The sequence below is a fragment of the Paenibacillus sp. FSL M7-1455 genome (assembly GCF_038004655.1).
Classification (GTDB): Bacteria; Bacillota; Bacilli; order Paenibacillales; family Paenibacillaceae; genus Paenibacillus_AQ; species Paenibacillus_AQ cookii.
This window is the reverse complement of the sequence record NZ_JBBORO010000001.1, coordinates 2,313,247-2,334,798: the sequence shown is the minus strand read 5'-3', so window position 1 is coordinate 2,334,798 and position 21,552 is coordinate 2,313,247. Positions and strand designations below refer to the sequence as shown.

The 21,552-nt window shown below is 55.1% G+C and carries 15 protein-coding genes and 1 pseudogene; 3 read left to right on the top strand and 13 right to left on the bottom strand.

Annotated elements, in window-relative coordinates; translation table 11 throughout:
* Positions 1 to 85 precede the first annotated feature (85 nt).
* Entirely contained in the window at positions 86 to 1,105 is a 1,020-nt protein-coding gene (locus NYE48_RS10815) for an alpha/beta fold hydrolase (protein WP_340998509.1), read from the top strand.
* Between the two features lie 227 nt (positions 1,106 to 1,332).
* On the opposite strand, the gene NYE48_RS10810 is transcribed toward NYE48_RS10815, so the two are convergent.
* The 13 genes and pseudogenes from NYE48_RS10810 to NYE48_RS10750 form a co-directional block, all read right to left on the bottom strand.
* The gene (locus tag NYE48_RS10810) at positions 1,333 to 2,157 is read right to left on the bottom strand and encodes a sensor histidine kinase (protein WP_340998507.1); all 825 of its coding nucleotides are present in this window, start codon (positions 2,155 to 2,157) and stop codon (positions 1,333 to 1,335) included.
* Between the two features lie 104 nt (positions 2,158 to 2,261).
* On the bottom strand, positions 2,262 to 2,702 hold the full coding sequence (locus NYE48_RS10805; protein WP_340998505.1) for a hypothetical protein: 441 nt from the start codon (positions 2,700 to 2,702) through the stop codon (positions 2,262 to 2,264).
* A gap of 77 nt (positions 2,703 to 2,779) precedes the next feature.
* The gene (locus tag NYE48_RS10800) at positions 2,780 to 3,472 is read right to left on the bottom strand and encodes a response regulator transcription factor (RefSeq protein WP_340998504.1); all 693 of its coding nucleotides are present in this window, start codon (positions 3,470 to 3,472) and stop codon (positions 2,780 to 2,782) included.
* Positions 3,473 to 3,648: 176 nt separating this feature from the next.
* Positions 3,649 to 4,527 (bottom strand): MBL fold metallo-hydrolase, encoded by an 879-nt coding sequence (locus NYE48_RS10795; RefSeq protein ID WP_212947900.1) that lies wholly within the window; start codon positions 4,525 to 4,527, stop codon positions 3,649 to 3,651.
* A 62-nt stretch (positions 4,528 to 4,589) separates the two neighbouring features.
* The gene (locus NYE48_RS10790; RefSeq protein WP_340998503.1) at positions 4,590 to 4,796 is read right to left on the bottom strand and encodes a hypothetical protein; all 207 of its coding nucleotides are present in this window, start codon (positions 4,794 to 4,796) and stop codon (positions 4,590 to 4,592) included.
* 180 nt (positions 4,797 to 4,976) lie between these two features.
* Positions 4,977 to 8,024 (bottom strand): DUF4855 domain-containing protein, encoded by a 3,048-nt coding sequence (locus tag NYE48_RS10785; RefSeq protein WP_341000628.1) that lies wholly within the window; start codon positions 8,022 to 8,024, stop codon positions 4,977 to 4,979.
* A gap of 351 nt (positions 8,025 to 8,375) precedes the next feature.
* Positions 8,376 to 9,980 carry an S-layer homology domain-containing protein gene (locus NYE48_RS10780; protein WP_340998502.1) on the bottom strand — a complete coding sequence of 535 codons (1,605 nt, stop codon included), beginning with the start codon at positions 9,978 to 9,980 and terminating at the stop codon, positions 8,376 to 8,378.
* 216 nt (positions 9,981 to 10,196) lie between these two features.
* Positions 10,197 to 11,792 carry an alkaline phosphatase family protein gene (locus tag NYE48_RS10775; protein WP_340998500.1) on the bottom strand — a complete coding sequence of 532 codons (1,596 nt, stop codon included), beginning with the start codon at positions 11,790 to 11,792 and terminating at the stop codon, positions 10,197 to 10,199.
* Positions 11,793 to 11,936: 144 nt separating this feature from the next.
* On the bottom strand, positions 11,937 to 12,497 hold the full coding sequence (locus tag NYE48_RS10770) for a GNAT family N-acetyltransferase (RefSeq protein ID WP_212947911.1): 561 nt from the start codon (positions 12,495 to 12,497) through the stop codon (positions 11,937 to 11,939).
* A gap of 37 nt (positions 12,498 to 12,534) precedes the next feature.
* Positions 12,535 to 14,259 (bottom strand): annotated as a pseudogene (locus NYE48_RS10765) (proline--tRNA ligase).
* 399 nt (positions 14,260 to 14,658) lie between these two features.
* Positions 14,659 to 15,327, bottom strand: a complete 669-nt coding sequence (locus tag NYE48_RS10760) for a class II aldolase/adducin family protein (RefSeq protein WP_212947915.1) — start codon at positions 15,325 to 15,327, stop codon at positions 14,659 to 14,661.
* 54 nt (positions 15,328 to 15,381) lie between these two features.
* Entirely contained in the window at positions 15,382 to 16,884 is a 1,503-nt protein-coding gene (locus tag NYE48_RS10755; protein ID WP_340998497.1) for a rhamnulokinase, read from the bottom strand.
* An 84-nt stretch (positions 16,885 to 16,968) separates the two neighbouring features.
* A complete protein-coding gene (locus NYE48_RS10750) occupies positions 16,969 to 18,756 on the bottom strand; it encodes an L-fucose isomerase (protein ID WP_373316203.1) in 1,788 nt (595 codons plus the stop codon).
* 301 nt (positions 18,757 to 19,057) lie between these two features.
* Here NYE48_RS10750 and NYE48_RS10745 point away from each other — a divergent pair, with 301 nt between their 5' ends.
* Together NYE48_RS10745 and NYE48_RS10740 are read left to right on the top strand one after the other, a co-directional pair.
* Complete coding sequence (locus tag NYE48_RS10745; RefSeq protein ID WP_340998494.1) at positions 19,058 to 20,071, top strand: LacI family DNA-binding transcriptional regulator; 1,014 nt, start codon at positions 19,058 to 19,060, stop codon at positions 20,069 to 20,071.
* Positions 20,072 to 20,151: 80 nt separating this feature from the next.
* Positions 20,152 to 21,486: a TrkH family potassium uptake protein gene (locus NYE48_RS10740; protein WP_212947920.1), complete on the top strand. Its 1,335-nt coding sequence runs from the start codon at positions 20,152 to 20,154 to the stop codon at positions 21,484 to 21,486.
* The last annotated feature ends 66 nt before the right edge of the window (positions 21,487 to 21,552 follow it).

Genomic DNA, 21,552 nt, shown 5'->3' with positions numbered 1-21,552 from the left:
TTTTACTGAGAGTATCACAGATCTATACTAACAACAAGAAATACATTCTTAAGGCATGGTTCATTTTGAAGGGAGAGGCTGTACGATGGATTATGAGATTTTTGATTTGGGTGACGTAACCTTGCAATCGGGAGTGACATTGCCGGGCGCTTTTCTGGCTTATAAGACATATGGAACATTGAATGCAAAAAAGGATAATGTCATCGTCTATCCAACCGCTTTTGGCGACACGCATGTTCAGAATGAATGGTTGATCGGAAACGGCCTGGCTCTGGATCCGCAAAAGTATTTCATCATCGTTCCAAATCTGCTGGGCAACGGATTGTCTTCGTCTCCCAGCAACATGCCTTCGCCATTCGATCGGGCGAATTTTCCGCAGGTAACGATCTATGACAACGTTCAATTCCAGCATCGGCTGGTGACCGAAAAATTCGGCATTCAAAAGATCGCTCTCGTCGTCGGATGGTCCATGGGAGGCATTCAAGCATTCCAATGGGGAGCCAGTTATCCCGACATGGTGGAACGAATTGCGCCTTTCGCCGGCGTTGCCAAGACCTGGCCCCAAACCTACGTGGTCCTGGAAGGAATGAGAGCTCCGCTCATGGCTGCAGTCGGCTTCGATTCCAGCAAGCTCAACCGGTTGACCTCAGCAGACATGCGTGCCGTTGGCCGTGTTTATGCGGGATGGGGCGTATCGTCAGCATTTTACAGAGAGGAACTTTATCGTGAGATGGGATTTGACTCCTTGGCTGATTTTATGGTCGGCGTCTGGGAGGACAGCTTTATGCAGATGGATCCCCACAATGTCCTGGCCATGTTATGGACGGGCCAACATGCAGATATTAGTGCAAACCCCACTTATAACGGAGATTTCGATAAGGCGCTGGGAAGCATTAAAGCGCAAGCCTGCGTTATGCCGGGAAGCACGGATCTCTTCTGCCCGGCCGACGATAACGAATACGAGGCAAAGCGTATACCGAATGCCGAATTTAAACCGATCGAGTCGGTTTGGGGCCATTTTGCCGGCCGCGGAATCAATCGTAGCGACAATCAGTTTATTGATGATAACTTAAAATGCTTGTTGGCAACTCGTAGGAACGGGTAAAACATGAGGACCTGTTCCCGAATTGTCACTGCTCTCATGAATGAATGATTGCATTATGAGGTCACCAGAACTTGCTGGTCTATCTCGAATCATAATATATACAGACATAGAAAAGCCTTTAAACACTTGGAAATCCTTGTGTTTAAAGGCTTTTAAGTTATAAAGCCAAGGGATCGCTCTCTAGCTGCCTCCTTACTTCTATGACTCGCCCTACAGCCGTCGCCGGTTCACTGCCCTTTTGCTTTTTTCCAGCGGCAGACGAGCATCAACTTGTCACCGTCCAGTTCGGCCGTCAGCGTGCCGCCCATGTTGTTCATCAGGCTTTTGGCGATCGGAAGGCCAAGCCCGGATGTTTGGGCGGATCGGGCACGGTCAGCCGTATAGAACCGGTCAAACAAAAGGTTAACGTCGCTCCCGGCCAGTTCCTTCGCATCGTTAATAATGGTCAAGTCTACGGTCTCCTGCTGCTGTTCCAACCGGATGTCCACCTGACCGGAAGCATACTTGGCCGTGTTGGCAAGCAAGTTCTCAACGACTCTCCGCACGGCCGATTCATCGGCGTATACGGACGCATTTCCCTCAGGCAGCCGTATGTCAGGTGTGATGCCGCGTTCGTTAAACGCATCGTAAAATTCGACCACAATGTCGGAGATCAGGGCGGTCAACCCAAGCTTTTCGGTTGTCAGCGGGTAATCCGGCGATTCGATCACGGACAGCTCAAAAAAATCGTTTAATAACGACTGCAGGCGTTTGGTTCGATTTTTCACGACCGCGATGTATTCGAGTTTCTCTTCAGGCGTTATGTTTTCCGCCTCCAACAACTGGATATAACCGAAGATCGAGGTTAACGGAGTACGGATATCATGGGATATATTCGCTGCCGCCTGACGAAATTCGTTTTCGATTCGTCTTCGATGGGCTTCCGCTTCTACGATGAAATGAGACTGACGATTGATTTGCCCGGCAAGCGCTTCGAGCTTCGGGTCGAATAGGGCGACGTCGATTTTTTTGCCGGTGACCCCTTCGTTGTAGCTTCGCAATTGCTCCGTCATCCGCCCTATTTCCCTCCTCAGCATCCATAAATGGACAAGCAGGAAAGCTGCTGCCGCCATGGATAGGATCGTCAGGACAAGCAGCACTCTCCTCACTCCCATCATTATTTGATAGCTTTTCGCCGGAATACGAAAATGCCCAGCATCGCGCATAACGCAATTGTCAACAACGGCACAAGCAGGAGCTCGGGCCAATCTCCGCTATCGATGCTCGGTTTGCTGATGTCCCCAACCAGCTTGAAAATGGAATCATCGTACAACTTGCGAAAAAATTCAACCTTCGAACCGATGCCGGCCAAAACGATATCGATCATCAGAAAGAAAATGATGGAAACCCCGATCGTTTTGCCGCTGTCCGTCAGGATGACCGCAAACATCGCCCCAATGGCCGCGTAGGCCGCCGTATACAGCAGCGTTAAACCAAGCACTCTAGGTATGAAAAACTCACTGCTTTCCGCCGGTAAATGGCCAAAACCCGACAGCAACGTCACTTCCACTGTACTCACGATTGGAAAAACAAGAGATACCACCATGTCCTGCATCATCTTGGCCTCCTTTTTGTGATAGACCAAGTATAGAAATCAAAACATACGTAAATCTAAAGCCAAAACTTAAAAATGTCTTAAGGCTTTAACCGATATCCCATGCCCCATACCGTCTCGATATAATCGCTTTGCGGGGCTGCTTTTAACAGCTTGCTGCGCAAACGGCTCATATGAACATTGATGATGTTGTCGTCGCCGTAGAAAGGCTGCTGCCACACTCTTTCGTACAGATTGGATTTCGTGAATACCTTCTTCGGTGCCGACATAAGCAACGATAGAATCTCAAATTCCCGCGCTGTGAGAGTCAGTACGGCCCCGTCAGCCGTAACCGACATGGCGTCCCGATCCAGTACAAGCCCTTTATGCTGCAGCACATGGGGCAAAACCGGTTGCGCGATTCGCGCATACGTACGCAGATGGGAATCGATTCGCGCAGATACTTCCTCAACGTCGAACGGTTTCGTAATGAAATCATCCGCTCCCCCGCGCAAGACGGACACTTTGGTCTTTGGCTCGTTTTTGGCCGAAATGATGATAACCGGCATATCGTCACATCTGTCGATCCGTTCGAGCAGTTCTTCTCCCGACATTCCCGGCAGCATCAAATCGAGAAGCAACATGCTCCATCGGCGCTGCTCCAGGTAAAGAAGCGCTTCTGTTCCGGAGTAAGCCGGCTGGGGGATATAACCGCTTTTCTTAATAATGCTGCAAAGCAATCGGCTGATATCGTTGTCGTCCTCGGCAACAAGAATATGTATCGGATTGTTCATGAAGTGCTCCTTCGCTATCTTTCATGTTTCTATGGTTATGAATCGATATTACCACCAGATTTTCGCCGGTTCTACCATATTTATGAATTGAACCTCCCTTGTTTCCGCAAAAAAAGAAGCCTTTCGGGATGATCTGCCGCTGCCGCTCCCTTAGGCTCCGATGTCGATTCTCTAATTTAATGCTTCTTGCCGTCTTTCCCGGGAACGTATTTCCCGTAGTCGGGCACGGCGACCTCGTCGAAATGGGCAACAAGCGCTTGGAGCCCGTCCGCCAGCTCGTCTCCGGAAACGGCCCTGCCATGCCCCGTGACCGCGCAGCTTGGCTTCAGGGCTTCCAAGGTTTGTACCGATGTTTTGGCCGCAGCCCAATCGGTCGTAAAATAACGCGGCGGCCCGCTGATCTCCATCTTCTGCGTTAATACGCTATACAGCCGATCCTGGCGTACCGTTACGAACGCGTCGCCCGCGATCAAGAGCCGGTCCCGTTCGCGGAAAAACGACACATGTCCCGGGGCATGCCCCGGCGTATGCAGCCAGCGGAATTCGTTCAGCCCGGGAACCGTGCCGTCGTCCGGAAGGGGGCGAACCCAGGAGCCCAGGTTCAGCGGCTCGTTCGGAAAAGCGAAAGACATTTTCGCCAGCAGCCCGCCTTCCACCGACCAATCCGGTTCGGGGTAACTTCGTTCTCCCGTAAGGAAAGGCAGCTCCTCCGAATGGGCATAGACCGGAACCTGCCATTCGCGGACCAAATCCACGAGGCCGCCGACATGGTCAAAATGCGCATGGGTCAACAGGATCGCCTCCGGCCGGGAATGCGGGCCAAAGCGCTGCCGGGTCATTTCCAAAATGTCGCCCGCCGATTCCGGCATTCCCGCGTCGATCAAGACGAACGAGTCCTTCCCCGGCGTGCCGACCGCCACGAGATTTACGATTTGGCTCGTATAAGCATAAACGTCTTCCCTGATTTCAACGCCTTTACCGCTGGCAACCGAAAATGCGGGTATGTAATGGTAATCTTCGCCGCCATGAATGTGCTCATTGTTGGTGGTATCCATCGTTCAGACCTCTTTTCATCATTATGCCTGTCTTATGGATAGCTTGTGAAAAACGGGAAAGTTTATTCTTTGGCGGCGGCCGCCCTTCTTTTTTGCGCCGCGGATCTCCAATGAAAGAGCGCCGCGGCCCCGGAAACGGCACAGATCAGCAGGCCTACGGAAAGGAAAAGCGCCGGCAAGCCGAAGGCGGACGCGCAGTAAGCTCCGTACATCACGCCAACGGGCGTGGCCGCCCGCTGAAGCAGCGACTTCACCTGTCGGCAACGCAAAAAACCATGGAGCGCCCGCGGAAATAACCGCATGCGTCCATGGTTTTAGGCGATGAAGCGAGTTTCGTCTCTTGACGTGCCGCGACGGATGCTGTCGCGGAAGGGCCGGCGACCGGCGTCGAAAAAATCGGAATCGGGCCGCCTCTCATCGAATCCTGCGCTCGCCCGGGAAATGTACGCTTAACCCTTTTTGTTATACTCGAACGTAATCTTCACGGGTTCCTGCATCCCTTCCATCAAAAGATAAGCATCGCACGTTCCCTTTAAATTGCCGGTAAGTTTGATCGCAAACTCAAAACTTCCCGATGCCGTGCTGGTGGTTTCTCCCTCATAGCGAACCTTCCCTTTGGAGTCGACCACTTTCAATTGGACTTTGGACCGGCTGCCGTTCATGACGAGGCCGTCGATCGTCAATTTCTTTGCGGCCGGATCCACCACGGCTCTGGCGCCGTCGATTGGAGGGGCCTCGCTGCCTGCCGCAAGGTTGTATACGCCGAACTCGTAGAAGGAGTAACCGTAATCGGTATTTCTTTCAACGCCTTGGAACTTGACGTATCTTGCTTTGACGGGATCGAAGCGGACGGTCTCCTTGCCGTCATGCGCCGTGATGACGCCGCCGTTGTCCTTGACTGCGCTGGTCCAGTTCTGTTTGTCGTCACTGACTAAGATCTTGTAGGTTTTGGCGCGGGCGAATTCCCAGTCGATTCGGACGGTATCGAACGCTTTGGCTTCGCCAAGATCGATCTGGAGCCAGCTGTCATTGACGTAATTGCTGGCCCAGCGTGTAGATGGGAAGCCGTCCACCGCATTTTCCGGGGCAAGCTTCGCACTTGAGCCTTCGACGGAAGAAGCCGTTGCCGGTTTGCCGGCGGCCAAATTCCCGACAAGGTTGTACACCTCTTCCTTCAGCGCGGTATACGCCGTATCGGAAACAGCACGTTCGGCAGCCAATTGATCCAGCCGTGCGTTAAAGCCTCTGACGTATGTTTCAAACCGGGCCGTATCCGTCCCTTCATACCGTTTCATCAGATCCGCGTAATTGAGCAGCGACCGCGGACCTTCTTCGGTCGTAAACTGTTTCTGCTCCGCGAACCGGTTCACATGCGTTTTCATCGTATCGGCATTCGCCGCCGCGTTGATGATGTAAGTCGTCGTCTTGGATTTGGCCGCGGCTACGGTAACGTCCAGCCGATGTTTGCCCGGTTTGCCCGTCAGGTCGATCGGCGTTCCCGAAGCGTATGGCTTGCCGTCGAACAGGGCCGTTACTTTCGTCAATCCGCTGCCGTCATCGTCCTTGACTTCCCAGGTCAATTGGATCGTTTCCGTATCCGGTACGACCGTCTCCCCGTTTAACGTCTGCCCGTTGACGAATACGTTTGCCTCCGGCGGCGGGCTGTTGTTGATGACGTACGTTCCGTTCACGTATTGGTACAGCCAATCATACATCAAACGCAAGCTTGAATCCTTGCTCACCGCCAAGTTGTAAACGGCATTATTGCCTTGGTAATAAGCCCTAAAGCCATTCTGCATCAAGCCGGTTTCGGCGCCGCTGTTCAAATAATCGATAAAACGTTCGCGGAAGACGCCGTCCGTCAGCATCCGGTCATCAAATTCGACCTCGTTCGACATTCTATACTGTTTGGCCATATTCGCTGCATCCTCCAAACGGTCGATGTCCATCCCGCCGAAGAAATAGTTGGGCTGAAGCGCCGCGGCATCAAATCCTACGTCTTTCCACATGAAGCTTTTGTATGCCAGGGAGTGCGGAATCCAGAAAAATTTCAGGTTCATGCCGTGAACCTTGCCGCTCACCGATTTCACCAATTCCGGCCCCGTAGCGCTTGTGCTGATTTGCTCTTCAAGCCAGTACATGCCGACAAGCTCCAGATGGGAATAATTCGCCGCCTGCCATCGTTGCCGGACTTGATCCAGCCACCATTGCACCGCTTTTTCCCGGTTTTCGAACGCTTTCGCTTCGCCGACGTCGGAGGCGTTGAAGCTCTCCGGTACGCCGTCGCCGTCAATGTCGCCGAAATGGCTCAAGTATTCGCCGGGATTCGGAATCATCAGCACGACTTTCATTTTGCGGTCCGGCTGGTTCAGCTTGCCTCCGACTTCCTTGGTAGCTTCATTCAACTGCTGCATATCCCCCGCGGACGCAAACGTCTTATCCAAATACCATTTCCAGTCCTCCAGGATCGTTTGCCCCAAGCCGAAATCCCGGCCGGCAGGCGAAGCGAGCCCCAGATACAAAACTCCGTCAAAAAGCCAGTCGACAGGTTCGCCGTCCGTATTCACGTAACTGATGTTCGGGATAATCCGTTCCTTGTTCCAATCGCCTAAACCGCCGTCATACTGTCCGTTATACAGCAGATTCAGGTCCCGGATCCCTGCCGTCGCTTCGCCCGGCTCCAAAAAACGAGGCTGCTCGGCAGGAACCTTTACCGCCCCGTCGACCTGGCCGTCCGTTCCCAAAATTTCGATTTCGTCAATGTATTCCCAATGCGTAGGATGCATCGTAAAGGTAACCTTTACGTAACGGGCATAGGCCAGCTTGCCGTCCGTATCCCCGCCTTTGATCCCGTCCCGGCTGCCGTCCCATTCAAAGGTCTCCTGTCTGGGCGGGCCTTCTCCCCAGAGCAGTTGGGTCGCGTTATGGGAAAGCAGCCCCCAATTCTCCTTATCGTCGGATACGTACATTGATACGGTCAACGGCACGAGAATCGAGTTTGCCGGATAATCCTGTAAAAAGTGGGCTTTGATTTTTCCGATCGACTTTTCTTCGCCCAAATCGAACACAACCTCGCGCGTTTTCCCGCGCACATGTCCGACCCATGCCGGATCGTTCATATCCAGCTTGCCGTATTTGCCGTCCGTCAGCTTGTTCCCGCCATCGGGACGGGAAACGTCCGGCGCCTCGGACCATTCATATGTAAGACCCGCAGCGAGATTGCGGAGTTTCGTTTGATCCTCCGAGGCCGGAGCCGCCGGGTCGGTGGCCTGTGGATCGGAGACCGTTGCCGGATTCGCTCCCGGCTGCCCGGCATCCGCCGGCTGGTCCGGCATGGATGACGGATTCACTGCCTCATTGCCTTCCGCTGGGCCTGCGTCTCCCGCCTGCGCGATGGTTGCGGACGGAACAGCCGGCTCTGCCTGCGCCGCGGAAAGCGGGGCCGTCAGCAATGCGGCGGCGATCAGCGCGGAACCCCAATTTTTTTTCGAATTCATCATGTTCAGCTCCTTTATTTATGTTGGAGTACAGAAATGCTGCAATCGTACAAACCTCTTCTGTTTCGGGTGACGCTCAGCCTATCCCCTCCCTTCGCGCCATTCGTCGCCAAGCGTTTTGAAAGCACTTTCAATGACTTTACTGTAGGGAAATTCAGAAGCGATTCAAAGAGACAATCATTGACTTCCCGTATACACTTGTTTACTTTGCTGCTTGTTAACGGATAAGGCCGCTTTTTTAACCGCCTGCATGGGAACGTCTTTTCCGTTTGCCTGCAGGCAAGGACAAAAAAAGCCCCGACCGAAAACGGTCGAAGCCCAAAGCTTTTTATAGGTTTAAAATGGTTCTTTTTAATACGAGGCGTAACGGACGGCATTTCTCAAACTCGGCCAAATATCGTCGGTTTCGGCGCCCATGTACCAGTACGCATAACCCGCTATGCCCCGCTTGGCGGCCATCATCGTTTTCAGGCCGAGGGAACGTCCGTCTTCCACCCAAATCCGGTGCTCGATTCCCTGCCCTGAATATCTGACCACATATTGGCCGATCTCTTCATCCCATAAGCGGTTATAGGCCACGGAACGAATCCGGTAGCCCTGCTGGATCAGCGTCAAATCCTCGGACGTAACCCCGGTCGGCGACAGCGTCCAATCCCTCGTATAAAAAGGGAGTGCCAGAATGGTTTTTTTCGCCGGAACGACGGAAAGCATCCGGTTCAAAGCTTTTTGCACCCATGGAAACGAGGAAACGGAACCTGCCACGGGATCCGAGGACCAATGTTCGTCGTACCCCATCAGCACCACGTAATCCGCGTATCTGCCGAGCGCTTCATAATCGAAGGCTTCGGTCCAGTCGGTGCCGAGGTCCGGGGAAACGTCGATCGACAGCACGGCTCCGGCCGCCCGCAAACTCGTTCCGAGCTCGGAAACGAAAGCCGTAAGCGACAAACGGTCCTCCGGGCTTACGTTTTCAAAATCGACGTTAATGCCGGACAATCCGTACGTTTTTACATAGCCCGTAAGCTTCTTGATGACGGCGGCCCGTTTGTTTTCATCCGACAGGATCTGATGCGTCAGTGCCGAATCCGAATGGTTTCCGAGCATGGCCCACACCTTTTTGCCGTTCTGCTTGGCCCAGCTGGACAGGCTGCCGTCCGCATGGCTGGAAACCGGGACCGATCCGTATTCGAGAAAAAACCACCGGGGCACCAGCGTGTTCACGGTGCTGTTGTTGACCTGCTCTTTAAATTGGGAGGTCGTTAACCCGTTTTGCCAGCCAAGCTGGAGTCCCATGTTCGGTGTCGCATGGATGGCCCGGGACCAAACCTTGTCCTTGAGCACCCTGTCCAGCACGGCGGCCGTTTCTTCGCGGGTCATGGCGTCGGAAGGACGGAATTTGCCGTTTGCTCCGCCCATCAGTCCGAGCGTTTTGGCGGCTTGCACGTATGGGGCGGCCCAAGGAGCGATCCGATCCGCGTCCGCGTAATTCAGGCTGCTGCCGGAGTCGCTTCCGGGATCGACCTTGAGGGCCCGGACGATAAGCACGGCTGCTTCCTGCCGCGTAATGCGTGCCGACGGCTCGAACTTGCCGGCGCTTTTCCCCTCTACGATCCCAAGCTGGACCGCCGCTTCAACCCAGCCGTAATACCAGCTTTTCGCGGCAACGTCGGCAAACGTCGGCATGTCGGCATCCACGGGCGCAAGCTTGAGCAAACGGTCGGCCATGGCGGCAAATTCGGCGCGCGTAACGTTTTTTTTCGGTTCGAATTTCCGGTTGCCAGTGCCGTTGACGACCCCCTCCTTGACCAGCTCCAGAATGTCGTTTTTGGCAAAACTTCCGGCAATATCGTCAAACGGCAAAGAAGCAGCAGCGGCTGCTGCCGAAGCGTTGGCGCAGGAACCCAACACGATGGCCGCTGCCGTCCAGGCGGCTAAAATAGGTTTACGTTTTTTCAACAGGACTGCCTCGCTTTTTTATGTTTTCATAGAATAATTTCATAGCATCGTTTCCTAGCATATGCATCTCTTCTATCCTATCAAAAAATAGCTCCGGCGTAAGATTCTAAATATTGGCAAACAAAAAAAGGCCCTAACGCCTTGTCCGGCGTTAAAGCCTTTCTACATGCATCTTCATTCATCAACGGGGAGTTCGAACACACACCCGGGGCGAGATCACCGCCGTTCACTGGCCAACTGCATAATCCAATCCTTGAAGTCCACGATGCGCAGCGTTTTGGGCCGGATATCTGTTCCGGCGACGATCACCGGGACGAGCGAATCCTTTTCGTGCAGGGAGCCATGCGAACCGCCGCCAACATGCGTAAGCGAGCTTTCGCCTACGAGTTCGTATCCGGGTTCCGCGTTTGCGACAACGTACCTGCCTTCATGGGAAAACATCGCCCCTTGCAGCCTTGCCAACGCATCGGGATATTTCCCGTAAACGATCCGGTTGCCGGTGATCTTCATATCGGCGATGCGCGGATCGCCGGATAACGTCCATGTCTGCCCGTATTCGTCCTTGTAGGATCCGCCCGGCCGGAATCGCAGCGTCCCCCCGCTTTTTCCGGAGATGATCCGTATGGCGGACCCCTCTTTAAAGGCGATCATATCGAGCTTTGGTTCCCTGCTCAAGCGCGCTGCGACCTCCGATACCTTCACTCGGGGATCAAGCGCGTATACATAAGCCATGCGTTCGTTCGTGGAAATCAAAATTTGGTCCCCGGAAGATACCGGCCGGTTCAATCTTGCGATGCGGAAATCTTTTAATAATGGGATCAATTCAATCGTTGCCTGCCCACGGTCACCGTAAACCCGGCTTTGCCCGCTGTCCCCCATCACGATCCAGATCGCTTCCTTTGCGGCCCGCTCCCACGAGCCGAAAGAGCTTAGCGCTTCCTGAAGCGCTTCATCGGCCCGTATGATTCCTTGCCGTTCGTCAGGGCCTTTTCGATGCACCCTATTGTCGTTTTCCGGAAAATACGCGATCGTAACCGCCGGGAGACGGTGCTGCCGGACGAGATAAGCCAGATCCTGCGCGGTAAATCGATCGTTCATCCCGAATTTCTTCCAAAGATAGGTGTTGCGTGCGTTATCCGGGTCCAATCGGGCCAATGCCGCATAGGAAAAAAGCTTGGGTCCCGTGATCCGGAGTTGATCCGGCACGTCTTTGGCCAGTTTTAAAAATGGGGGTACCTTCAGGACATGCTCCGTTCGGCCCCGGTAAATGACCCCGTTAATGGAGGCGGTATCTTTGCCTTGGTCGGCCAGTTCCTCATGGATGGTTTTCGTTTCCTTGCTCAAATGCTCCTGGTTTAAATGGTACACCGCATCCATGAACACTTGAACCTGATCTATTTTCATCGCTTCTTTGATGCCGTTGCCGTAAAAAACCATTCGTTGCTCTTTGCCGTCGTACCATACAAGCCCGGGCACATGATGCCCATCCGCATACGTTCCCGTCAGCAAGGTGCTGTCGATCGTCACCGACATGGTGGGAAACGAACTGACCACCTGCGGAATCAGCTCTCCTTTTTGCAGCAGGAACTCCATCGCAGGTGCGGATTTTTGCCGGATCGCTTCCCGCAGCGGCTTTTCCATCAATGAATCGACGATGACTAAAATGACGGGTTTCGTTTTCCCGGCCGAAGCCGTATGAAGCTTAGAGGGATTGGATTCCGCCGTTTTCGGGTGGATGTGCGACCCGCAGCCCGCAACGAGGAAAGTGAAACAGATGGCCAACATGATGCGCATGCAAAGTTTTTTCTTCATCGGGCGACCTCTCTTAATAGTCCTTTTTCCCGATTAGGGTTCCTTGTTTTGCGCAATCTATCCGGCATTCGGCGGAAAACGGTTACAGCGGAAAGCGACAAAATAACCCGTCTCCAAGGAGCCCGGGTTATTTAACGGCTTGGTTTACAGCGATTTGACCATGTGATAATAGATATGGCCGTTGATCGTAATTTCTTTGTCCACTTCATAACCAAGATGAAGGTACAAGGAGTAGGCGCGCGTATTGTCCGTCACCACGGCCATGGCGATTTTGTCGTACCCTCGCTCCCTCGCTTTTTCTTCCGCGGCCTGGATGAGCTTGGTGCCGATCCCTTGACCGCCGAATTGCGGGGATACGGACAACGTATCGATGTAATATTCGTCTTCGTCCGACTCTTTGTCGAGCTTGAGCGTCGGATCGTTTTTCAGCTTGCGCAGCCGTTCCAGAATCGGACGGTCCAATTCCTTGATTTCATCCCCGCCGTAAGCGACGACGACGCCGGCGACCTTCCCTTCCGCTTCTTTTACGATCGCCTGTTTATGGGAGAGCCTCCCCTCGTCCGAAGCGAAATATTGCTCCAGCACCGCAACCGCGTCTTCTTCTTTTTCTTCCCCCGTCAGTTGATGCGCCACATCATGCAGGGCGTCGTACAGCAATCTTGCCGCCTCTTTCGCGTCTTCGCGTACCGCAAGTCGAATCGTCATGTTTGTATTTCCTCCATTAAAACCTTTGTCTCCTCCATTATAGCCGCCCTTCGGCGGAGGAACAAATCGCGCCGATCCGCCGGACCGCTTCATCGATACCGATCTGTTCCTTTAGGTCCCCTTCCAACCGGTTCTGCCATTCCACATTGCCCTCTGCCGCCGATTTTCCGGCGATGATCCGCAGCGGGGCTCCGATCAGGTCCGCATCCTTGAATTTGACGCCCGGGCGCTCGTCGCGGTCATCCAACAACACGGCGATTCCTTTGCTGCGGAGCTTATCGTAAAGTTTGGCCGCCACCCCATACTGCTGTTCGTCTTTGGCCGATACCGGAATGACGTGAACCTGGAACGGAGCGAGCGACAACGGCCAGACGACGCCGCTGTCGCCGCCATGCTGTTCCGCTACCGCCGACATCAGGCGGGAAACGCCGATGCCGTAGCACCCCATGATCATCCATTCTTCCTTCCCGTCTTTATTCGCATAAGTCGCACCCAGGGACCGGCTGTATTTGGTCCCCAGCTTAAACACGTGTCCGACTTCGATGCCGCGGCTGAACATCAGCCCTTGCCCGCAGCGGCAGCAGCGATCGCCGGCTGACGCGTTCCGGAAATCGCCGATCCGGTCGGCCTTGTAATCCCGCCCCAAAACGAGATGACGGACATGGTAATCTTTCCGGTTTGCGCCGGCTATCCCTTCGTGAACGGCTGCGGCGGCGCGATCCATCATGATCGGGATACCGAGGCCAACCGGCCCTGCAAAGCCATGGGGCGCACCCGTCAGCCGCTCTACGGTCTCCGCATCGGCCAACTCTGCGCGGGATGCGCCAAGCTCATTTTTCAGCTTGAATTCGTTGACCTCATGATCTCCCCTGACCACCACCGCCACCGGCCTGCCGTCAACCAAATACAGCATCGTTTTCAAAATCGCTTGCGGCCTTGCTCCCAAAAAAGCGGATACCTCTTCGATCGTTCTCGTCTCCGGCGTATATACCTCTTCGGGTTCAGGAACGGAATCCCGAAGGCGGACTCCGGTTTCCGCTTCGAGGAAAACCGCCTTTTCGAGATTGGCGGCATAGTCGCAGGAAGAACAGGTCACGATCGTGTCTTCCCCGATATCCGCAAGGGCCATAAACTCAAGCGTTTCGCCTTCCCCGCCGATCGAACCCGCTTCGGCTTCGACCGCCCGAAAACGCAAACCGCATCTATCGAAAATGCGATGTTAGGCGCGAACCATCGCTTGATAATTTTCATCAAGCCCTTCCCAATCCGCATCAAACGAATAGGCGTCCTTCATCAGAAATTCGCGTCCCCGGAGGAGGCCGTAACGCGGACGGCGTTCATCCCGGAACTTCGTTTGGATCTGGTACAGCCGGAGCGGCAGTTGCCGGTAACTGCCGGCTTAGGCGGCGACCAACGAAGCGATGACTTCCTCGTGCGTCGGACCCAACACGAAGCCGCGCTCGTGCCGGTCCTGCAGCCGGATCAACTCCGGTCCGTATTCCGAATACCTCCCCGATTGCTCCCATAACTCCGACGGCTGCATCGCCGGCATCAACAGTTCGTCGAAACCGGCTTCGTTCATCTCCTCACGGATGATCCTTTCCATATTCCGAATGACGCGATGCCCAAGCGGCAAAAAGCTGTATATGCCTGCAGCCGTTTGCCGGATGTAACCTCCCCGAAGCAGCAGTCGATGGCTCGCGGCCTCCGCTTCGGCCGGGGCTTCCCGGAGCGTCCGCAGCAGCATGAGCTGTTGTCTCATTTTTTCATCTCCTTCACAAGTGTGGATGCCTATCATGGAATGCAAAAAAACACATCCGTCCGGACAAGGGACGAATGTGCTCGTGGTACCACCCTATATTCAATAGCCCGTCAGCAGTCATGCGATGGACGCATGCGGACTATCCTTTATGGTCGACATAACGGGTTAACCCGGCCTGGAATGAACCGAACCTGCAGATTCCGTTCTTCCGGCAGCTCGCAAGATGGGGGGCTTCACGACGCATGCGAAACCTTTCAGCCTGGGGTTTCTTCTCTGGGGCGATGCGGGATTCCATGAACCGCTGGTCTTGGTCACGGCTTTTGGCAATGTGAACAAACGCGCGTTTGTTTTTCCATACATTACAAGATCGCCCGGATGATGTCAAGCCCGTTTTAAACGTTATTTCAGCTTCTGCAGCAGCTGTACGCGGTAAGCCTCGCTCTCGAGCGACTGAATTTCCTTGTATTCCTCGTCCGTGAGCACTTTCGGCGTGCCGGCGGCTTTGGCGGCAAGATAGATTTTCGCGCTTTCCTCCACCACTTCGGTGCGGTAGTAAGCCTCGCGCAGGTTTTTCCCTGTCGTGACCAAACCGTGGTTTTCCAGCAAAATCGAGTTGTATTGCCCGACTTTCGCGGCAACCGCATCCGCCAATAAATCCGTCGTCGGCAGCACGTACGGCACGAACGCAACTTCGCCGACGAGCGCAGCCTGGTCCGGGAACAGCATCGGCAGTTCCTTAGCTACCAGCGTCAGCGCGATGCAGTAGGCGGGATGCGTATGCACGATGGCCTGAATATCCGGATTTTCGCGGTAAGCATACAGGTGCATCAGCACTTCCGACGAGGGCCTGAATTCCGTGTCGAGCACCTTGCCGGACCCGATCTCTACGCGGATCCATTGATGCGGTTCGATATCTTCCAATGCAAAACCGCTGGGGGATAGCAGCATCAGATCGCCGGCCTTGGCGCTGATGTTGCCTCCGGGCCCTACGACCAGCCCTTTGGCGACGATCTTGCGGGCGTAAAGCGACAGCTCTTCGCGTACTTGTTGTTCCAGTGATAACGTCATCTCTCCATGCACTCTCCTATCCGATGATTCAACCGATCCGCGGGGCGGACCGGTTCATGAGTCTTCCGTTTTTTGAAGCATCAGCCGCTGCTCGTATCCACGGTAACGCTCTTCCCATTCCGCGGCGTCTTCAGGCATATAAATTTCCGGCGGGAAGGACCGGCGTACCACCTCGCGGATGTCCGCCAAGCCGCCGACTTCTCCGTGAGCTTTGGCCTGCATCATGAGGTTTCCGATGGAGGTGGCTTCCACCGGTCCCGCGACGACGGTTCTGCCGGTAACGTTAGCAGTCAGCCGGCAGAGAAGCCTGTTCTGGATGCCGCCCCCGACCATGTGGATTTGCTCGATGCGTTTGCCGGTCAATTCTTCGATTTCGTCCAGCGTCTGCCTGTATTTAAAGGCAAGGCTCTCCAGGATGCATCTCACGATTTCGGGTCGTGACTCCGGCACGGCCTGCCCCGTGGAGCGGCAGTATTCCCGAATCCGCTGCGGCATGTTCCCCGGCGGCAGGAAAACGGCGTCCCCCGCATCGACGTAACTGCCGTTGCGCGGGGCGTGCTGCGCCATTTCCGTCAGCTCGGCAAAGCTAAGCTCCGTCCCTTCGAGCGCCCACGTCCGGCGGCATTCCTGCAGCAGCCATAACCCCATGATGTTTTTGAGCATGCGGATGTTGCCTTCCGTACCGCCTTCATTGCTGAACAGCAGCTGCCTGCTGCGTTCGGTCAATATCGGCTCCGCCAGCTCGATTCCCATAAGCGACCAGGTGCCGCTGCTGATAAAAGCATACGGGGCATCCCCGGCCGGAACGGAAGTAACGGCTGCGGCCGTGTCATGGCCCGCGGCCGCAATGACCGGCATCGCCTCCAGCGACAGCTCGGCGCCAATGTCCTGCCGGACCGTTCCGACGGGCGTTCCCGGCATGATGATCGGATTCAGCAGCGACGACGGGATCGAAAGGCCGTCCAGTACGTCCGCGCTCCAGTCCCGTCGGGCGGCGTCAAGCATGCCGCTTGTGCTGGCGATGGTATATTCGCTTGCCATCGTGCCGGACAGGTAGTAATGGAACAAGTCGGGCATAAACAGCATCCGCAAGCCGCGGTCGTTTTGCGCAAGCCGCAGCTCTTCGTCCGCAAACAGCTGATACACGGTATTGATGCTGGAGGATTGGATCCCGGTTCGGGCGTACAGCTCTTTCTCGGGGATGAGCTTCAAGGCTTCCCGCATCGGCTTCTCGGTACGAAGGTCGCGGTAATGATACGGGTTGCTTACCAAACGTCCCTTGGGATCGACCAAACCGTAATCGACGCCCCACGTATCCACGGCGATGGAAGCGGGCGTGCGTCCAAGCTGCTGTTTTGCTTTGGTCATCCCCCGCTTCAGCTCATGGAACAATCGCAGAAAATCCCAATGAAGCCTGTCGCCGAGCTGCACGGGCTCGTTGTCGAAGCGGTGGACCTCCTGAACGGAGATCCTTTCGCCGTCAAAATGTCCGATGACCGCCCTGCCGCTGCTTGCGCCAAAATCGACCGCCATCATCTTCAATGATTTCGTGCTCATATCAATCACCTCATCGATTCTCCGCGAAAAACCCGCCAAATCCGTGTTGTGGTGAATGTTGGCGGGCATCGTTTCAGGCGTAAATCACTTATAAAGCGGGCCGAAATTTTGGCATGCGCGGTAGTCTGCCCCCTCCGGATCGTTGGTTCCGAACAGTCCCCAAGCTCTTGGACGGAAAATTTGCTCTTCGCTGACGTTGTGCATGCTGACGGGAATGCGAAGGATCGACGCAAGCGTGATCAAGTCCGCGCCGATATGCCCGTAGCTGATCGCTCCATGGTTTGCGCCCCAGTTGTCCATGACGGTGTACACGTCCGTGAAGGCGCCTTTCCCCGTCAGGTTCGGAGCAAACCACGTCGTCGGCCAGGTCGGATCCGTACGCCGGTCCAGCTTGTCATGCACTTCTTCCGGCAGGTCGACCGTATATCCTTCCGCGATCTGCAGCACCGGTCCAAGTCCCTTGACCAGGTTCAGGCGGGACATCGTGACCGGCATGCCGCCGCGCGTCAGGAAATCGGAGGAGAAGCCGCCGCCGCGGAAATATTCCACCGCCGCCGGACGCCAGGAGGTTGCTTTCAGGCAGTTGTCGACATCCTCTTCGGTGATTTCCCAGAACGGCTTCATGACCGGTTTGCCGTCCCGCATCTGTTCGCCCGTGCCGTCCAGCGCGGCCGGACCGGAGTTGATCAGGTGCAGCAGCCCGTTTTGCCCCAGCCCGGTCAGTTCGTGGCCGGTCACGCGTTTGACCGCATCCGGGCTCCAATATGTACGGACGTCGGCAAAAATTTGGGCGGTGTTCGTGAGCAAATAACCGAACAGCATCGATACGCCGTTCAAGCTGTCGTTTTCCGTGGCGACCAGGTAAGGGGCGCGGATGCCGTTCCAGTCGAAGGAAGAGTTCAAAATCGCTTCATGGAAGTCCCCGTTCGGGAAATGGTCCGTCCATTGCCGCTGCCCCTGGAAACCGGACACGATCGCGTTATGGCCCATGGCTTCTTCGGCGAAGCCCAGTTCTTCCAGGCGTTTGTTGCCGACCATCAAGTCGCGCACGATTTGCGTCATTTTGACGACCATTTCCCAATCCTTGTCCTTTTTCTCGCGGGAAGTTTGGATATGCTCCGGATTGTTGTCCGGTCCTTCCTTGCAGTTTTCCTTCACCCAAGCCAGCGCCATCTTGTACTCTTCCGGATCGTAAATTTCCTCTTCGATCCGCCGGGTGATTTCGGACATGTCGACGTATTCGTTGCGCATGCCCAGATATTCCTGGAAGAAGTCCGGATCGATCATCGAACCCGCAATCCCCATCGATACGGAACCGATCGCAAGATACGATTTCCCTTTCATGAGCGCTGCGGCCATCCCCGCTCTGGCGAAACGGAGAAGCTTCTCCTGAACGTCTGCCGGAATGGAAGGATCGTTCAAATCCTGCACGTCCCTGCCGTAAATCCCGAAAGCCGGAAGCCCTTTCTGCGCGTGGGCCGACAATACCGCGGCCAAATAAACCGCACCCGGTCTTTCCGTCCCGTTAAAGCCCCACACCGCCTTCGGGATGGCCGGATCCATGTCCATCGTTTCGGTGCCGTAACACCAGCACGGCGTCACGGTGATCGAAACGCCCACGCCCGCCTTGGCGAATTTATCGGCGCAAGCAGCCGCTTCTGCGACCCCGCCGATGCAGGTGTCGGCAATGACGCATTCCACCGGCGAACCGTCGGGATAACGGAGATTTTCGCTCAACAAAGCGGATACCGACTTGGCCAGATTCATCGTCATATCTTCGAGGGATTCGCGCACGCCCTTTCTTCTGCCGTCGATGGTGGGACGGATGCCGATCTTGGGAAATTCCTGCTTCCATCTTGCGTCCTTCGTCATAACCATTACTTCCTCCTCATGAAAAATATGATGGGAAATGCCTTTGCACAACATAGGGTTATCGATAACCCTAAACTTAAAAATAAGGCAGCTTTCGCTTTGCTTTTTACCATGACCACTAAAAATAAAAACTAGATGGATCTTAACAAATGATAGCTGCAGATAAGTTATAGCCTATTTTGTCATTCCGCGTGTATAATAAGGTTATCGATAACTTTAAAATAGCAATGAAAACGGTTGCTGTCAATCCATATTTTCGATTTCCGGAACGCTTCAAAACAAACATAAGAAGGGGTCACTCATGGTTACGATTTATGATATCGCGCAAAAAGCCAACGTCTCCGCGATGACGGTGTCGAAGGTGATCAACAATACGGGGAGGATCAGCGAGCAGACGCGCAAAAGGGTCAAAAAGGTCATGGAAGAACTCAACTACGTGCCGAACTCCAATGCGAGGAGCCTTGTTCTCCAGCAGACGCAGATCCTGTCGCTCCTGATCACGGACATCACGAATCCGTTTTATACCAGCCTTGCGCGCGGGGCGGAAGACAGCGCCAAAAAGCTTGGATACCGGCTTCTTTTCGGCAACAGCGACGAAGACTACGACAAAGAGCAGGATTACGTGGACATGATTTTGTCCACCCGCGTGGACGGCGTCCTGTTCGCCCCCGCCGGAGACCATTCGCTCAAGCATCTGGAGAAGCTGCGCGCCCATAATATTCCGTTCGTCATCCTGGACCGGGCCGTGCCCGGCATCGAATCCGACATCGTCCTGGGGGACAGCAAGCAGGGCGCGCGCAACCTCGTGGAATACCTCATCGGCCTCGGCCATCGCCGGATCGCGCTCGTCAACGGCTCGCTGGACGTTTCCACCGCGCGGCTCCGGTACGAAGGATATGCCGAAGCGCTTCAGCTTCACGGCATTTCGCTCGACGACGAACTGGTCGTCCACAAAAGCTATCGCGAATACAAAGGCGAAGATCAGCTGGAGCGTTTGCTGAAGCATCCAGCCCCGCCGACCGCGATATTCGCGGCGAACAATTTTCTGGCCGTCGGCGTCATCAACGCCTTGCGGAAGCGGGGAATCCGCGTACCGGAGGATATGTCCGTCGTCTGCTTCGACGACCTCGACCTGTCTTCGGCGCTTGACCCGTTCCTGACCGTCGCCGCCCAGCCGGCGTACCAGTTCGGGGCGATGGGCATCCAGCTGCTCGTCGAACGCATTCAAGGCAGCGCGGTGCCGGAACCGAGGAAGCTTATTTTGCCTTCGGAGCTTGTGATACGTTCTTCGGCCAAGACTTTCGCGACGGAATAGGGTACAATAGGAAGAACGCAATGCTTTAAAGTAGGTGACGTACCATTCCATCCATTCGAACCAAAAAGATAACGAAAAACATGCTGACGCCGCCGAAAATTCTCGTCGTCGGCTTCCTGCTGATCATCACGCTCGGAACCTTCCTGCTGTCTTTGCCCATATCGTCGGCAACCGGCGTGCGGATCCCGTTCCTGAACGCGTTGTTTACGGCGACTTCGGCCACGTGCGTGACGGGTCTCACCGTCCTGGACTCCGGAACCGCCCTATCGGTCTTCGGCCAAATCGTCATGATCGTTTTGGTGCAAATCGGCGGCATCGGGTTCATGACGATGGCGACGATCATCGCCCTTGCGCTCAACAAGCGCATTTCCCTGCGCGAAAGGCTCATTTTGCAGGAGGCTTTGAACCACGGCACCATCAACGGCGTCGTCCGCCTGGTCAAAAAGGTCACGTTGTATTCGGTGCTTGTCGAACTGGCGGGGGCGCTGCTGCTGGGGCTTCATTTTTTCTTTTCGCTCCGTCTGCCTGTGGGACAAGCCGCTTACTTCGGCATTTTCCACAGCGTCTCCATGTTCAACAATGCCGGGTTCGACCTGATGGGAACGGTCAACGGGCCGTTTAGCGGCATGGTGCCGTTCGTGACCGATCCCTTTATCAACATCGTGATGATGGCGTTGATTTTCCTTGGAGGCATCGGCTTCATCGTTCTTTCGGATCTGATCGAATTTCCGACGGCGCGCAAGCTGTCGCTGCACAGCAAGGTGGTCCTTACCGCGACGCTTTGCCTGGTCGTCATCGGCACGCTGGTCATTTTCGTGATGGAATTCAGCAATCCGAACACCCTGAAACCGCTGCATGCCGGGGGCAAATTTTTGGCATCGCTGTTTCAATCGGTGACGACCCGTTCCGGCGGCGTTGCCACGCTCGATATCGGTTCGCTGCGCCAGTCCACCCAATTCATGATCATTCTGCTCATGTTTGCGGGCGCTGCGCCGGGCTCTACGGGCGGAGGCATCAAGATCACGACCTTCGTGCTTTTGCTCGGAGCGGTGCATGCCATGATGCGCGGCCGCCCGGACGTGATTTTGTTCCGCAAAAGAATCGCCAAGGACGTCGTCTATAAAGCGATCACGCTGACGCTGCTGTCGCTGCTGATCATCATTTTGTTCTCCATGCTCCTGTCCGTGACGGAACATCAGGATTTCCTGACGATCCTGTTCGAATCCACCTCCGCCTTCGGGACGACCGGATTGTCCATGGGTTTGACGACCCACCTGTCACCGCTTGGCAAGGTATGGATCATCTGCCTGATGTTTTTCGGGCGTCTCGGTCCGCTGACGCTGATTTACGCGTTGTCCCGCGAGCGCAAAAAGGATTTGTACAACTACCCGGAGGGCCAGATCATCATCGGATAACCGGCTGTGCCCCGTCCGAACCGCAAAAAAGTCCGGCAAACCGTCATTCGGTCGCCGGACTTTTTG

Coding starts and splice junctions, on each gene's coding strand:
- NYE48_RS10815 (WP_340998509.1), top strand. CDS start 86: ATGGATTATGAGATTTTTGATTTGGGTGACGTAACCTTGCAATCGGGA.
- NYE48_RS10810 (WP_340998507.1), bottom strand. CDS start 2,157: ATGACGGAGCAATTGCGAAGCTACAACGAAGGGGTCACCGGCAAAAAA.
- NYE48_RS10805 (WP_340998505.1), bottom strand. CDS start 2,702: ATGATGCAGGACATGGTGGTATCTCTTGTTTTTCCAATCGTGAGTACA.
- NYE48_RS10800 (WP_340998504.1), bottom strand. CDS start 3,472: ATGAACAATCCGATACATATTCTTGTTGCCGAGGACGACAACGATATC.
- NYE48_RS10795 (WP_212947900.1), bottom strand. CDS start 4,527: ATGGATACCACCAACAATGAGCACATTCATGGCGGCGAAGATTACCAT.
- NYE48_RS10785 (WP_341000628.1), bottom strand. CDS start 8,024: ATGAATTCGAAAAAAAATTGGGGTTCCGCGCTGATCGCCGCCGCATTG.
- NYE48_RS10775 (WP_340998500.1), bottom strand. CDS start 11,792: ATGAAGAAAAAACTTTGCATGCGCATCATGTTGGCCATCTGTTTCACT.
- NYE48_RS10770 (WP_212947911.1), bottom strand. CDS start 12,497: ATGACGATTCGACTTGCGGTACGCGAAGACGCGAAAGAGGCGGCAAGA.
- NYE48_RS10760 (WP_212947915.1), bottom strand. CDS start 15,327: ATGACGTTATCACTGGAACAACAAGTACGCGAAGAGCTGTCGCTTTAC.
- NYE48_RS10755 (WP_340998497.1), bottom strand. CDS start 16,884: ATGAGCACGAAATCATTGAAGATGATGGCGGTCGATTTTGGCGCAAGC.
- NYE48_RS10750 (WP_373316203.1), bottom strand. CDS start 18,756: ATGACGAAGGACGCAAGATGGAAGCAGGAATTTCCCAAGATCGGCATC.
- NYE48_RS10745 (WP_340998494.1), top strand. CDS start 19,058: ATGGTTACGATTTATGATATCGCGCAAAAAGCCAACGTCTCCGCGATG.
- NYE48_RS10740 (WP_212947920.1), top strand. CDS start 20,152: ATGCTGACGCCGCCGAAAATTCTCGTCGTCGGCTTCCTGCTGATCATC.